The organism is Corynebacterium sp. LaCa78, assembly GCF_046717505.1.
In the GTDB taxonomy this organism is placed as follows: domain Bacteria; phylum Actinomycetota; class Actinomycetes; order Mycobacteriales; family Mycobacteriaceae; genus Corynebacterium.
On record NZ_CP177112.1, the window covers coordinates 1,102,739 to 1,115,527 of the forward strand.

The following is a 12,789-nucleotide window of genomic DNA, read 5'->3' on the forward strand; positions in this document are numbered from 1 at the left end:
CTCGCCAAGCGTGTGGGCACCCTGTGACACAACCGATGTAACTATTGTTACCAAAGTGGCTACTGTGACTAAAGTTTTTCTTCGATTTACCTATCTCTTGACCTCGCTCCTAGTGATAGGCGCCGCCATAAGTGTGCCGGCGACGGCGCAGGAACAAGAAGGCGCCGGATCGCCGGTACAACCGACGCACCCGGAACCTGTGCCAGAACAAGACCACCACTCCGGCGAGCCCGTGATTCCAAAACCAGATGGCTCGCATTTGCTCCCAGAAGGTGTCACTGAATCGACTCCCCGCAATCCTGAGGAGCATACGTCCGCTCCCGGTGAGTCACCACATCCGGGCAATTCGGAGCCGACTCCACCCATGCCTTCTGCTGATCCCGGCATTAATCCTGATCCGGCCATTGCACCGGGAACTATGGAGTCGCTTGAAATGGAACACGAGGGAAAACAGCGTCGCTACCTCGTGCGTATCCCGGATCACTACTCTCCCGAGAAGCCATCCCCGGTGCTTTTTGGATTTGGCGGTTGGGGAGATTCCCCGGAAAATTTCTCTAGTTACGCACGAATGGGAAATACGTCAGCCACCGATGAGGCCATCATCATTTACCCGGAGGGCTACGAACGCGCTTGGGAAGCAGCTCCATATGCCAAAACCCATGATGGCGAAGATATCCGCTTCATCAAGCACATCTTGGATGCGGTGGATGCGGACTATCATGTGGATCGCAATCGCGTCTACGCCACGGGAATGTCCAATGGAGGCGGTTTCACCTCCGTCTTGGGCTGTCACGCGCAAGATACGTTTGCTGCGGTTGCCATGGTCTCCGGAGCTTTTTATAACCCCGTTGAAACCAATTGCGGCGACGCGCCAATGCATACACTCATCATGCATGGCACCCACGATCAGATGATGACCTATGAAGGCGGCGACCGGCACGAAGCTGGCTATCTTCCCGTGCGCACAGTCTTGGGAGGCTATCTTAACCGCAATCGCTGCGAAATGACCTTCCAAACCCAGGCGGAGGTTGGAGGAGCCGAGCGCCTGAACTTCAACGGTTGCCACAAGGACGTGGAATTGATCAAGGTGCCTGCTGAACACACGTGGTTTTGGCAACCGGATACCCCGAATGTTGTGTGGGACTTCCTTTCCACCAAGACACGTGTGTAGCCCTAGGCAGTACTTTTAGAGCTTCTAGTCGACGCGCGGGATCTGCGTCGTGGCATCATCTGCTTGCGGCGGCCCAGGCTGTTCTGGCTGCTCAGACTGTTCTCCAGCTTGCTTCTTCTTGCGGAAGAATTGGACATAGACCAACAGGCCAATTCCTAGCACGAGGGCGAATGCGCCGAGCCCCGCCAAGATGCCCGCCCAAAAGCTGCTCTTGGTCAGTGAGGCGGTGTAGGCGGCACCGGCAAGCGCTTCATTGTTCTGGTTCTTGCCACCTGCAGACGCGTTGGGCGCAGGAGCTGAACTGTGCTTTCCAGACTTCGTTCCTTTTGATTTGCTGTCCTTAGACTTGTTGCTCTTGGATTGCGGGGAGGACTTGCCCGCGGATTTCTGGCCAGAACTTCCGCCGGACTTGGAGTGCGCAGCCTTAGAACCGGAGCGAGAGCCGCTGCTTGCCGATGATCCCTTCGATGAGTCCCCACCCGAATTGCGCGACGCAGCACCAGAGCCTGCCCCAGAACCGTGGGCTTGGTTAGTCTTGCTCTGGCCAGAACCGCGAGCAGAGCCCTTGGTGGAACCGGACTTCGACCCAGACTTGGAGCCTTGGTTGGATCCCTGCTTCGAACCAGAATTTTTCTCTGCGGCCTTCCCACCGGAGCCGCCGGATCCACCGGACTGGCCCTGCTTAGACGGCTTATCGCCGGATTTATCCTTGGAATCTTTCTCCTTCTTTTTATCGCCCTCGAGGAATTTTTGGCCTTCCTTCAAAGTATTTTCCAGCTCCTTATCCAGGCCCGCGATGGCTTTATCTACTCCCCTGATGTCCTTGGCCAGCTGTTTCGGGCGGGAGGTTCCATCGGAAGGGACGCTTCCCTCGGCATCATCGGACTCGTCGTAGTCCACACCACACAGCTCTGCTGGATCCGCGTCATCTCCCACGAGGAATCCGGCGTGCAGGTGGTGGCGGGAGCCATCGGGAAGCTCAAAGGTAAAGCTCACGGCGTAGGTGCCCGGCTTGGTAAAAGCGAAGGCAGGGTGGGAGTGGGACCTGCCCGGATAGTCCCAAGCGGTGCCGTCCTCGGTATCCATACGGACCTTGAGATCGCCGATGCCCTCGTTTTGGAAGGCCACGATGCGCCCATCCTCTGGGCCAGACGCGATGGCCATGCTCAAGGTCGCGGTCTGCTTCGAGCCGAGGTATTCCTCCGAGAGTTCCTGGGTATTAAAGCCCAGCCACGGAACATCCTCAATCTGGGTTTGCGGGAGCACCCATCCCTCGTCAGGCAGGGAAGGGATGTTGAGATCAGAAATACGCTGCTTGTTCTTCTCCGCTACCTCTACCGCGAATTCTTCGGACTGGTATTCCTTTTCTTTTTGGTCGTCTTTGACCACAAAGCTGATATCCCCGCCTTCATCCTTGAGCGCCATGTCTTGGTGGCCTTCGGTGATGCGGATAAAGTCCTCTGCGCTGCAGGTCTCTGCGGCATGCGCGGTGGCCATAACGGAAGAGGGTAGACCCACACCGGTGAGGGTTCCCACGCTGAGGAATCCGGCGGTGCCTAGGGCAAGAGCGGTACGGCACAAGGGTTTCATGATTCGATGGTTTCCTTTCGTGGGGTGTTCTCGGAGGCGTTAGCTGGCACGCGAGGAGAAGAGTGGCCCGGTTTGCGGCGAGAGCGCAGGAAGGGATGCAGGGCCCAGACAATGAGGAAGAGGACCGTGAGCGTGAGCACGATGGTCGCGCCCGCGGGAAGATCGATGGCCCACGCCAAATAGATGCCGAAGAAGCTGCAGACGGCACCGATGATGGCCGAGAGGAACATCATCGTGGTGAGGTTGGCCGTCAGCAGGCGCGCCGTGGCGGCTGGGGTAATCAGCAGGGCGAGGACCAAGATATTGCCGATCGTGCTTACGGAAATGACCACCGCGGCGGTCACACACAGGTAGAGGATGATATCCAGGGCAAAGACCGGCAGGCCCATGGCGCGGGCGGTCTCCCGGTCCAAGCAGGTGGCATTGAGCTGCGGGCCAAAGGCCACGACCACGGCTAGGACCACGAGGCAGACGCTCGCGGCGACGGTGATATCTGTGCGCGAAACGCCGGTGAGCGAACCGAAGAGGAAGCTGGTGAGCGATGCGCTATAGCCATCCGTGCGCGAGATGATCACCATGCCTAAGGCGAAGGCGGCGGCAAAAAAGATGCCGATAATGGAATCCGCGCGCACGTGGTTGCGTTGCGAAAACGCGGCGATAAGCACCGCGACGACCGCGCCGGCAACCGCCCCGCCCAAGAGGACTGAGGTCTGCAGCGCAAAGGCGATGGCCAGGCCTGGGAACACGGCGTGTGAGACGGCATCACCAATAAAGGCCATGCCACGCAGCACCACATAGCAGCCGATGATTCCGCACACGATGGCGGCGATGAGCGAAATGCCCACTGCCCGGGCTAGGAAATCGAGGTGGGGATTGGTTAAATCCCGCAGGAAATCGATAAATGAGATATCAATCATGCAGCCACTCCAATCGCAGCGAGCAACGGGGACGAGGCACTGACGCCAAACGCGTGGGTCCACGGATCTTTCTCGGCCAAAAGCTCCTCGGCGGGGCCGTCTGCAATGACCGTGCGATTAAATAGCACGAGGCGCTTGCACGTGTGCGCCGCCTCAGACAGGTTATGGGTAGACATCACGATGGATTTTCCTTGCGCCGCAAGCTCGGCGAAAAGCTCCAAAAGGGCCTCGGTATTCGGGGCGTCGAGCCCGGTAAAAGGTTCATCGAGTAGCAAGACCTCCGGCTGAATGGCGAGGGCGCGGGCGATCAGTACGCGCTGGCGCTGGCCGCCGGAAAGCTCCTCGATGGGCCGGGAGGCAAATTCCTCCATATGCACCAAGCGCAGCGCTTCTGCAGCGGCGGCATGATCCTTTTTCTTAGGGCGCTTGAACCACCCGATGAGTCCGGTCCGCCCGCTGAGCACGGTGCGGTACACGTTGATGGGAAAGCCCCATTCCACCTCGTGGCGCTGGGGAACATAGCCCACAGAGCCGGTGACGGTGCACGTGCCGGAGGAGGGGATTAGGCCCAAAATGGCGCGCATCAGCGTGGTCTTGCCCGCGCCGTTGGGGCCTAGAAGCCCAATGAATTCACCGGTACCTACCTCGAGGTTGGCGTCCTCAATCACGGTGCGGCCAGATAGCGCTACCTGCAATCCGCGCACCTGAATGCACGGCTTAGACATGGCCATCGCCTCGCTTACGAGATTTCACGAGCACGGCAACACCGGCGATCAGCACGATAATTCCGCCGCCGACCAAGACATACACCCATACCGGTAGGGAAGAATCCTCGGTCGTGGCGTCTGCTGGGCTCCACTCCGCATCCTGGGCGGCCTGGATGGCTGCGCCATCGCCCACGGCGAAGGTCAGCACGCCATCGGTACTAAACTCCTCGCCGTTTGTGGTTTCACCCTTGATCCGGATACCCACCTGGTGGGTGCCCGGCTCCGTAAAAGTCCAGTTGGCGTGGGTGTGCGTATTGAGGTCTACCCAGAACTCAGACTCGCCTTTTTCTGCCGTAGACCACAGCAGCTGGGGTGCCTCAAAGCCGCCGTTTTGCAAGAAGAGGGAAAAATCCCCTGGGCCGGAGTGGCCGAGGAATTCCATGGTGACGCCGCGATCAGCGTTATCGACAAGCGAAGGCGCCTGGGTATTCCACCCCAGCCACGGGACGCCGGCCTGCTCAGTCTGCGGGACAACCCAGACATCCTCGCCAGATTGTGCACCGACGAAGCTGAACTCATCGGTATCCGGCAGCGTTTGCTGGGCCGCGTCGCCTACTGAGAACACCAGGTCATCAAGGTGGCGCCACACCGGGGAATCGCCTGCATCATCGCGGGCCAATAGCTCGGCATCGGAGCCATCCAGCAGCGTGCCGATGTCAACGTGGCCCGCATCGATGACCTTTTCTTCGCCCTCGGGCGCCACGGTTTCATCCGCGCCGACCACCTGCGCGAGGTCGTCGGCCCAAGCAGGCGTTGCGGATACGGCTAAGCCGGCGGTGACGATGCAGGCTGCCGTGCGAGTGGCCGCGCGGGTAACGGTTCGAGAGGCAAGGTTAAGCATGGTTATCTCCATTCGAAGGATGTAGGCAACGCTGCAGCGAGTCAGCATTGAATTTCATGAGATCGATATAAGTAGGCACGGCATCATCAAGCGTGTCGCCGTAAATGGGGCACAGCTCCACGTTTTGCTGCGCGGCGGCCTCCTTCAGCGTGCTGGCACTAGCCTGTTCCACCGGCTCCACAAAGACCGCGGGAAGGTGCAGGTTCTCCAGCGTCCGGCGCAGGGCAATGACCTCCCGTGGCGAAGGCTCAATAGCGGGATTGGGCGTCACGAACCCAGCCACCGACAGGCCATAGCCTTGCTCTAAGTAGGCATAGCCGTGGTGGGTGGTGACCAAGTGCCGGTTGCTCTGCGGGATGGGAGAGATCGCGCGGTCCACATACCCGTCAAGCTCGCGCAGTTCTGCGATATAGGACTCGGCACGGGCGCGGTAATCGGCGCCGTGCGACGGATCCGCATTCGCCATTTCTTCAGCGATGACATCGACATAGGCAATGGCATTGTCCACGTTGTGCCATAGGTGCGGGTCCACTTCGCCGTGGATGTGTTTACCTAAGACCGCTTGGGGGAGCAGGTAGGTATCCGCACCGGGGGTTCCCAAGAAGCGGTAGGCGGGATCCGGCGGAATGGGCTGCAATACCGAGGAGGGGACCGCCACCGCGGTATCAGCGGGATCAAAATGCTGGTCTTGATCGCGCAGATCAATAGATCCCTTAGCCACATCAGCGGCAATATCCACGTGGCCGGAATCAATGACATCCACATCTTCCGGCGGGTTCACGCCTACCGCGACGGTTAGATGCTCTACCTCAGTGCCATCTGCCTGAAAGCCCAGCTTATAGATGCCCGGCTCCGAAAAACCCCACGAGACGTGCGTGTGCGCGTTGGCCGGGAGGGTGACCGCATCTTCGCCTGAGTCGATGCCATCGGCGCTATTAAACAGCACTTCCGGCGTGCCGAAGGTGGAGACCACGTAGGCTGCGACATCGCCTGGCCCCTCGGCAGAGACCATGCGGAAATCCACGCCGGAGTTGCGCTGCTCGGCACCGCTAATGCGCAGGCCCAACCAGATGGCATCCAGGGAGACATCTTCTACCAGCGGCACGAGGGTAGCGCCGCGGGTGGAGGCGGAGTCAGCGACCTCTACCACGGGCGCATCCGTGGACTCGTGCAAGGTATCTATCAGGGACTGCGGTTCCAAGAGGTATCCATTGCTCAAGGCAAGATCCGCATTGGCCACGTTGCGCACCGTGCGCAGCGTCGGCTCAAAGGTGTGCGGGTCCTTTCCGCTTGGGATAAGGCCGGTGACCGAGGCATCCTCGCCTGCGACGTGGCGGGCCATATCCGCCAGAATCGGCGTCGTCGCAACCACGCTGAAGCGATCAGAGGTATCCACCGCTGCCGAGGTCGTGCAGCCTGCCGCGAGGAGGGAGACGCTACAGAGCGCCCCTACGGCCTGCAGCCCGCGCGGTACGAAACGGTAGTGGGGCACTGGCATTAATTCTTTGCCCTCGCGACAGCGAGTCGTGCAATACCCAGGCCAAGGAACAGCATGCCCAGGCCGAGCACACCGATTCCGAGAGGCATGGTGGGGGTCCCAGTATTGGCAAGAGCCGCGTTGCTGCCCTTACCGGACGTATTCGCACCGGAACCGCCAGCGCCATCCTGGCCAGCACCGGAACCATTAGAGCCCGCGCCGGCTGCGGCGCCAACACCACAGTCGCCGCCATCCGGGTTCACTTCCGCGCCCAGGTCGAAGTGGCCATTATCGAAGGAGCCATCTGGCCTGCCACCGCCGACGACAAAGTGCAGCGTTGCTTGGCCTGCTACTTGCTTGCCGGCAGAGGTCTGGGCCACCTGGCGGATCGTCACGTCATAGGTGCCCTGCTTTTCGAAGACCCAGTTAGGGTGCACGTGGGTATTGGGGGCGATATTGTAGCTGCCTTCCACAGCGCCGTTCGCGCCGCGGAACCATTCATCGCCGACGATTTTGCCCAGGCCACCCTGGCTGTAGACCATCATGGCACCAGGGCCCTTCATATCGACGAGCTCCCAAGTAACATCACCTGGAATGTGTTCGCGCATGGAGGGGCTCTGGGTATTCGCACCGAGCCACGGCACGCCATCGACCTGCGTAGAACCAATCATCCAGGCTTGGCCGGCCGAAACAGGTCCAACATCTTCTGGCAGCTCGACGCTGGAATTATCGGAGAGGTAAAAAGTTGCGCCATCGGCATCGCGCCACTGCGGCGGCGAGACCGTATCGTCTTTAATCTGCGGGATAATACCCGGACGGCACTCTGGATCCGTGGACTGTCCGCCGCTTGCAGCGTTGCCGCCTTGGCCACCCTCGGAATTGCTGTGTCCAGCGTCATTGCCGGAGTTATCTGCCTCGCCAGAACCGCCCGCAGAACGGTGACCGGAGACTGTCTCTCCGCCTTCGCCTACCTGCCAGGTATAGGTCACTGCGTTACTGGTTTGGCCATTAGAGGAGGCCTGAACAGTCATCTCATAGGTACCTGCCTCACTAAAGGCCCAGTTGACGTGCCGGTGTGCAGGACTCGGCTGGTTAATAACCTCGCCGCTGGTCAGCTCCATCGAACCGGAATTGGTCACGGCACCGACGTTGCCGAACCCAGAGGTTTCAAAAACATAGACTGAGCCCGGCCCAGAGATATTGGTGAATTCGAAGTCAACGCTGGTGAATCCGCCATCGCGTGCCGGCTGAGTATCCCAGCCCGGCCAGATGATATTTGGGTCTTGGGTTTGGGGCAGGAAGTAGGTCGATTCTCCAATCTCGGGAACGGCCTCGGTGGCATCGGACCATGCCGATTCCACGACCTGGAGCAGCACGTCATCGCCAGGGCGCTGGACGTGCGAGCCGGTGACATCTTCCTGCATGGATAGGTGTAGCTGGCCATCAGGTGCCGTGACGTAGAACGCGTCGATATGTCCGGAATCAAAGACCTCATCGAAGGCCAAGGCCGGTGTGACCGGAACGAAAAACGCGATGAGGGCGGTAATTACCGCCGCGATGATGCGGCTGCCAGGCCGGTGAGCTCTGGTGCGTGAAATGGTGTTGGTATCCATGGTTGTTATTCCTTTAGAGCGTTTGGGCTGGGGTTCCCATTAGCTGTGGATTAGTAGTTAGATGCGCCAGCCAAAGCGCTCACGAATGAGATCTTGGTTGTCGCGGAAGAAGTTGTAGAAGGCCTTGAAGGTGATGCCAAGAACCGCAGGCAAGACCAGAGCCCAAGGATTAAACGATGGCCCCGCAGGAGTAGACGGCTTAGATGGCTCGGACGGCTTCGAAGGCTTAGACGGTTTCGAGGGCTTAGATGGCTTTGCCGAGTCCGAAGGCTTTTCGGACGGCGTCTCGGAAGGCTTTTCCGATGGGGCATCGGATGGCGCAGCCGTAGAACAGGACTTCACCGCGTCATCACCAATGGCAAAGGTCAACGTCTGTGGCTTGGATGCAAGTTCTTTGCCGTCGGTAGTAGTTGCCGTATAGGTTGCCTCAAACGTGTAGATGCCCGGCTTAGTAAAAGCCCAGTGGGTATGCCTATGCGATGCGAAGGTGGTCTCGATCGTGTGATCGTCTTCGGCGGAATTGGCAAGGATGTCATATCCAACGCCCCTGGTTTTATCGATATATACGCCCCACTCAGCGCCCTCTGGCGTGTGCTTGGGCTTGAGGTTCAAATTGACTTGGCCATCTTTCATCTTGGAGTAATCCAATTTTTCGGTGTTATACCCCGGCCAGATGATGGCTTGGTTCTGCGTCTGCGGCAGGTGGTAGAAACGGTCACCGATGTTGCCAAGGAAATCGAACTCCTTATCACCCAGCTGTCGGGAGCGGGGAGTAAGCGCGTTTTTGTGCACGCCAAGTACGACGTCATCCAACGAGCGGTCTACCGAGTTCTTATCAATTTGTCCTGTGTCATCGCGTAGGACGGTGCGGAAACCATCGTCAGTAGGCAGTGCCTTGATATCGACGTGCCCGCGGTCAAGTACCTGCTTTTCGCTGCAGCGCTGAGCTTCCTCGTCCTGTGACGGTTGAGATGGTGCAGGCGTATCGCCGGGTGCGGGTGAATCGCCGGACCCAGGTTTTTCGCCTGGGGTAGCGGCGTTGTCATCCGCGCTGGTAGAAAGCTCGCCTGTCGCTTCGTAGTTTTCGCCGAATTCAAAGGGCTCAGCTAGCACCGTGCTGCCATGTCCTGCCTTGACAGTGGAGTGAGGGAAGACGTTTACTTTGGCAATCGTGTTCTTAAAGAGTTCGCCATTGGTAAAAGTTGCCTCTCCGTGCCCGTTGGTAATTGGGGCTTCCACTGGTGCCGTGGGTTCCGCGTCGTTCTTGTCGTCATAGAGACCACCAGTCATCACGCCGCTGAAGTTATTGTCCTCCATGTCGATGATGATTTTGGTTCCTTCTTCGCCCTGTTTGCGCATCCGCACCGTATAGCCGGTTTCTTGCAGCGTTACCTCTTCGGTGGGGGCCAGCTGGCGCGGATTTTCGGCTTCTTCCCATGCCTCTGCGGCATCAGAAGAGTCGGTGTGGACAGAAGAGCCTGGGGTAAATTCCACCTGCTGCGAGATCCAGCGCGGCGCATCGCCTTCTGGGGTAAATACCGCCTGGATATTAGACGAGTCTGGGCCCATGTACTCATCCCACTCGGCGTGGCCGTCGGCGACAGGCAGATCGGTGAGGAAGTAGCCATCGATAAGCAGCGTAAGCGTGCCGGATGCCTTATTTTCCGCATCGAAGGAAATGGTGGTGAGCTTATCGTCACCGTCCTTTTCCGGGTTCTGCTTTTTGTCCATGCTCAGGCTGTAACCAGCAGCGGCGGCATCGCCGGAGGAGGAGCTATCGAAGCGTTCCTTGAGGCTTGGGGTCTTGTCATCCTTTGGCTTTTGCCCGCCCACTTGGTAGCTGGTGGTTTGCGGCTCACTAGCCACGAGCTGCCCATCCGCCGTGCGAGCGGTGGTGCGATAGGTCAATCGATAACGGCCGGGCTTGGTAAAGAGAGTGGCGTTATGGGTATGGGTACCGGCATTGAGGTATGTAGAGTGCGGTGAGTCTTGGAAGGAGCCCAGCATGCGATGGAGCTCGGCGCCGTCTTTATCGTCCTTGTTGGTAAAAAGCTCCACGTCGCCTGGGCCATCCACGCTTAAGAGGTCGAGGAAGGCGATGTTATCGCGGAAATCTTTCACGGGAAGCCCAGTGTCTGCGCCGAAACCGATCCAGATGGGTTCTTGATTGGCGGAGGCTTGGTACGGGGCCGTGTAGTAGGTGGTGCCTGTAGGACCGATGTAGTCCTGCGTGCCGTTTTCTGGCAGGGAATACATAAAGTTCTGGCGGCGCTTACCGTCCTCGTCTTCGCGGTTATAGCCTTTGCCTATCCAGGCAACGGTGTCATCGATAAGCGGAGTTTGGCCGGAAAATTCGGATCGCAGTAGGAAGTTGTCTCCTTCCCAAAAGCTCTTGGGGGAATCGACGTGGGTTTGGGTTGCGATGTGTTTGCCATCGTCGGGGCCGGCGTAGGCGGTAGCCGGGGCAATCAGCGCGATCGTGCTGAATGCGGCCATGAAGCGAATACGAGGAGAAGCCACCAGCGCGTTACCTTTCTGCAGTTGTCAGTAGTTCACCTCGAAACTATAGAAAATGATTCCCAATACTGGATAATCTTTTGGAAACTGTTCCCGTTTACCTGTGTGTTTATAATGAAACCCGTTATCATCTACCCCTTTTTGCGTGTAATAAAGTACATGGGGGCGCACTTTTGGGTGGTAGGGTGAGGCGCTGGTTTGGGCTGGTGCGGACTGTGTCCTGTGACTCCACTACGATGGTGGCCATGACTGAAGTTCGCGTTAGATTTTGCCCTTCTCCCACCGGTACCCCGCACGTTGGCATGGTGCGCACGGCCCTGTTTAACTGGGCCTATGCCCGCCACACAGGCGGAAAGTTGATATTCCGTATCGAAGATACCGATGCTGCCCGTGACTCGGAAGAGTCCTATCAGGCCATCATTGACTCCTTGACCTGGCTCGGATTGGGCTGGGATGAAGGTGTCAACGTGGGTGGCCCGCATGAACCGTACCGGCAGTCCCAGCGCATGGACATTTATAAGGATGTGCTCAATAAGCTTATCGATGCCGGACATGTCTACCCCGCCTACTCCACCGCTGAGGAGGTAGAAGAGCGGCACAAGGCCGCAGGGCGCGACCCCAAGTTGGGCTATGACAACTACGACCGCGACCTGACGCAGGAACAGATTGATGCTTTTGAGGCTGAAGGTCGCAAGCCCGTATGGCGCCTGCGCATGCCGGACAAGGATTGGGCCTGGACTGACCTCGTGCGCGGCGAGATGTCCTTCAAATCCGAAACGCAGCCTGACTATGTGGTGGCGCGCTCCAACGGCGCCCCGCTGTACACCCTGGTCAACCCGGTCGATGACGCGTTGATGCGCATTACCCACGTGCTGCGCGGTGAGGATCTGCTCTCGTCCACCCCGCGCCAGCTGGCCATGTATGACGTGCTGAAGGAAATCGGCATCGCGGAATTTACCCCGGAGTTTGGCCACCTTCCCTTCGTGATGGGTGAGGGGAAGAAGAAGCTGTCCAAGCGCGACCCGCAGTCCAACCTCTTCAACCACCGCGATAACGGCATCATCCCGGAGGGTATGCTCAACTACCTGTCGCTGTTGGGTTGGTCCCTGTCTGCAGATCAGGACATCTTCAGCATGGACGAGCTGATTGAGAACTTCGATGTCAACGATGTTCTGGGCAACCCCGCGCGCTTTGACCAGAAGAAGCTCGAGGCCATCAATGCCGATCACATTCGCCTGCTCGAGCCCCAAGAGTTTGCCTTCCGCCTGCGCAATTACCTGACGGAGTACACGGATTTCCCGGCCGATTATGATGGCGAGAAATTCGCCTTCGCCGCAGACTTAGTGCAAACGCGCATTAAGACGCTTGCCGATGCCTATGGGCTACTCAGCTTCCTTATCACCCCCGATGCTGAGCTCACCTTGGATGAAAAGGCGGCCAAGAAGAACCTGAAAGACGACGCCGTCCAGCCGCTCGAGGTGGGCATTGACACCCTTGAAGCGGTAGAGGAGTGGAAGACCGACGCTATTGAAGCCGCGCTCTCCAAGGCGCTCATTGAAGATCTAGAGTTAAAGCCGCGCAAGGCCTACGGCGCGCTGCGCGTAGCCATTTCCGGCGCCCAGGTGTCGCCGCCGCTCTTTGAGTCCATGGAGCTTCTGGGTAAGGAGTCCACCTTGGCGCGCCTGCGTGCTGCCCGCGAGGTAACTCCGTACGTTCCAGCTGCGGAGTAAATCGGCACCACCAGAAGTGTGGAGGGCGCAGCCCGTTAAAGCGGCGGATGAACATCGAACTACACAGATGTCATCCGCCGCTTTATTTTAGCTCAAGAAAAACGCCTAAAAATTCCAGTTGCGCTGGCGATTTGGCGCATTGGGAAACGATGATTATAGTTATAAC

The 12,789-nt window shown here is 58.6% G+C and carries 9 protein-coding genes; 2 read left to right on the forward strand and 7 right to left on the reverse strand.

The window, feature by feature from the left end; all coding sequences use genetic code 11:
- Positions 1-64 precede the first annotated feature (64 nt).
- Positions 65-1,171, forward strand: a complete 1,107-nt coding sequence (locus ACLI1O_RS05365; RefSeq protein WP_239267672.1) for an alpha/beta hydrolase family esterase — start codon at positions 65-67, stop codon at positions 1,169-1,171.
- Positions 1,172-1,195: 24 nt separating this feature from the next.
- Here ACLI1O_RS05365 and ACLI1O_RS05370 read toward each other — a convergent pair whose 3' ends face one another.
- Genes ACLI1O_RS05370 through ACLI1O_RS05400 form a run of 7 tightly spaced genes read right to left on the reverse strand, consistent with a single transcriptional unit; the run spans position 1,196 to position 10,896 of the window.
- Positions 1,196-2,761 (reverse strand): choice-of-anchor M domain-containing protein, encoded by a 1,566-nt coding sequence (locus ACLI1O_RS05370; protein WP_411707012.1) that lies wholly within the window; start codon positions 2,759-2,761, stop codon positions 1,196-1,198.
- On the reverse strand, positions 2,758-3,678 hold the full coding sequence (locus ACLI1O_RS05375) for an anchored repeat-type ABC transporter permease subunit (RefSeq protein WP_239267668.1): 921 nt from the start codon (positions 3,676-3,678) through the stop codon (positions 2,758-2,760). Before ACLI1O_RS05375 ends, ACLI1O_RS05370 begins: the two co-directional genes overlap by 4 nt.
- The gene (locus ACLI1O_RS05380) at positions 3,675-4,409 is read right to left on the reverse strand and encodes an anchored repeat-type ABC transporter ATP-binding subunit (protein ID WP_370657774.1); all 735 of its coding nucleotides are present in this window, start codon (positions 4,407-4,409) and stop codon (positions 3,675-3,677) included. Before ACLI1O_RS05380 ends, ACLI1O_RS05375 begins: the two co-directional genes overlap by 4 nt.
- Entirely contained in the window at positions 4,396-5,286 is an 891-nt protein-coding gene (locus ACLI1O_RS05385) for a choice-of-anchor M domain-containing protein (RefSeq protein ID WP_239267664.1), read from the reverse strand. The genes ACLI1O_RS05380 and ACLI1O_RS05385 overlap by 14 nt, the downstream gene beginning before the upstream one ends.
- Positions 5,279-6,784, reverse strand: a complete 1,506-nt coding sequence (locus ACLI1O_RS05390; RefSeq protein ID WP_411707013.1) for an anchored repeat ABC transporter, substrate-binding protein — start codon at positions 6,782-6,784, stop codon at positions 5,279-5,281. Before ACLI1O_RS05390 ends, ACLI1O_RS05385 begins: the two co-directional genes overlap by 8 nt.
- On the reverse strand, positions 6,784-8,376 hold the full coding sequence (locus ACLI1O_RS05395) for a choice-of-anchor M domain-containing protein (protein WP_239267660.1): 1,593 nt from the start codon (positions 8,374-8,376) through the stop codon (positions 6,784-6,786). The genes ACLI1O_RS05390 and ACLI1O_RS05395 overlap by 1 nt, the downstream gene beginning before the upstream one ends.
- 57 nt (positions 8,377-8,433) lie before the next feature.
- Entirely contained in the window at positions 8,434-10,896 is a 2,463-nt protein-coding gene (locus ACLI1O_RS05400) for a choice-of-anchor M domain-containing protein (RefSeq protein WP_239267658.1), read from the reverse strand.
- Positions 10,897-11,129: 233 nt separating this feature from the next.
- On the opposite strand from ACLI1O_RS05400, the gene gltX reads away from it, so the two are divergent.
- Positions 11,130-12,623 (forward strand): glutamate--tRNA ligase, encoded by a 1,494-nt coding sequence (gene gltX, locus ACLI1O_RS05405; protein WP_239267982.1) that lies wholly within the window; start codon positions 11,130-11,132, stop codon positions 12,621-12,623.
- The last annotated feature ends 166 nt before the right edge of the window (positions 12,624-12,789 follow it).